The sequence below is a fragment of the Thiohalocapsa sp. genome, from assembly GCF_019695415.1.
Taxonomy (GTDB): Bacteria; Pseudomonadota; Gammaproteobacteria; order Chromatiales; family Chromatiaceae; genus Thiohalocapsa.
The window spans coordinates 3,920-5,404 of the sequence record NZ_JAIFKJ010000179.1 but is presented as its reverse complement, the minus strand read 5'-3'; the positions used below and the strand labels follow the sequence as shown (position 1 = coordinate 5,404).

Sequence of the window (1,485 nt, the reverse complement as noted above, 5' to 3'; positions counted from 1 at the left end):
GCATCAACGATGTTGCGCTGTTCGCCCCGGAAGCGACCGCCGATGACTTCGCCGGCGCCCGTCCGGACTGCGTGGCGCGTCGAGATTCCGGCGTGGCGCCGCCATGCCCGGCCCTTTCATCACCGATACGGGGCGGCTCTTGTCACGGACCCGCACGGGCTAGTCTTGGTGCGCGCGATACAGGGCCTTCGCCTCCTCCAACTCCACGGATGCATCCTCGGCCGCGGCCCGCATCAGCAACATCAGACCATGGTTTTCCAGCACTTCCGCGATGCGCTCGAAGGTATCGCTGTCCAGCTGCACGCCTATGTGCACACGCCACCTACCCGCCGATCACACGGCCGGCACCGTCCGCTGGAACAGGTGTCCGACCAGCCCATGGCGTCGGTTGGTGCGCTGGGTGTAGACACCGTTCAGCTGGCGCATGCCCTTGGACAGATTGGCCTCAGGTGTCTCGACGACCAGGTGGTAATGGTTCGTCATCTGGCAGTAGGCGTGGCAGCGCCAGTTGAAGCGCTCACACACCTCGCCGAAGAGGTCCAGCCAAGCGGTGCGGTCCGCATCGTCACGATAGATGGCCTCGCGCCGATCACCGCGCGAGGTGACGTGGTAGAGCCCACCGGCGAGCTCGATGCGAAGGGGGCTGGCCATCGGCTGAGTGTGGTCGGCCAGTGCTGGATTGCAAGACCCCCTTTCTAGACCCCCTTTCTACTCGGACTGCGAGCGTAGCCCAACCAGCCCACTCTGCGCGGAGTTGCCTGAGCTAAGCAATCCCGGCTTGCAGATCCAAGTCCGCATGGTAAGTTGGGATGCGCCCGCGGCGCCGCTTGCGCCGCGGGCGCATATGTCTTGCAGCTACTGGTCTACGGGATTGCGCTTTACGGTGAGATCTGCTCCTCAATGGTTGAATGCCCTCGCTCCCATCGCGCCGACCATCTGCGCCTGGCACAAATCTGCGCGTTCCCTGGTTGGATCATGAAGCTCCCGTTCCTCGTTGGCGCCGCCCTGCTCACCACGGCCCTCTGCGCCGGCTGTGCCACGCAGCGTCCCTTGACGCCGTTCCCGACCAATGGTCCGGATAAGGTTGGGCCTGATATCGCCGACGTCCTGATCCGAGCGGTCAACGACACCCGGGCGAGCGGCCGCGAGGTGGCCGGCTGGTGCTGGAACGATGTGCGGAGCGGACGGCTGGCGCGGGTAGTCCGCGCGGGCTATGGTGATAACGCCGGCGTCGGCGTGGCCTTGCCTCTCGGTCGCCGCGGAGACTACGAGCTTTCCTGCTCTTGGCATACGCATGCATGGGGCCGCGACGTCGTGCCGGGGCCGAGCAAGCGCGACCTGCTCAACTCCAGTCTGCCCCAGGTGAGCGACATCCACCACTTCGTCGTCGACCGCCACGGCATCTGGCATTACGGCGCTGGGCGCGTGCTGCAGATGTGCCCATGGAACAGCGCCGGGACCAACTTCGACGCGGCTCGATGCCGA

2 protein-coding genes and 1 pseudogene are annotated in these 1,485 nt (G+C 65.7%); 1 reads left to right on the top strand and 2 read right to left on the bottom strand.

Features of this window, described 5'->3' with window-relative positions:
* Positions 1–159 precede the first annotated feature (159 nt).
* Both I6U14_RS04995 and I6U14_RS04990 read right to left on the bottom strand, forming a co-directional pair.
* On the bottom strand, positions 160–303 hold the full coding sequence (locus tag I6U14_RS04995) for a hypothetical protein (RefSeq protein WP_296897380.1): 144 nt from the start codon (positions 301–303) through the stop codon (positions 160–162).
* Positions 304–354: 51 nt separating this feature from the next.
* Positions 355–651 (bottom strand): annotated as a pseudogene (locus I6U14_RS04990) (transposase); the annotation flags it as partial.
* 324 nt (positions 652–975) lie between these two features.
* Between I6U14_RS04990 and I6U14_RS04985 the strand changes: the two are divergent.
* The coding region (locus I6U14_RS04985; RefSeq protein ID WP_296897378.1) for a hypothetical protein at positions 976–1,485 on the top strand (510 nt) is incomplete at its 3' end.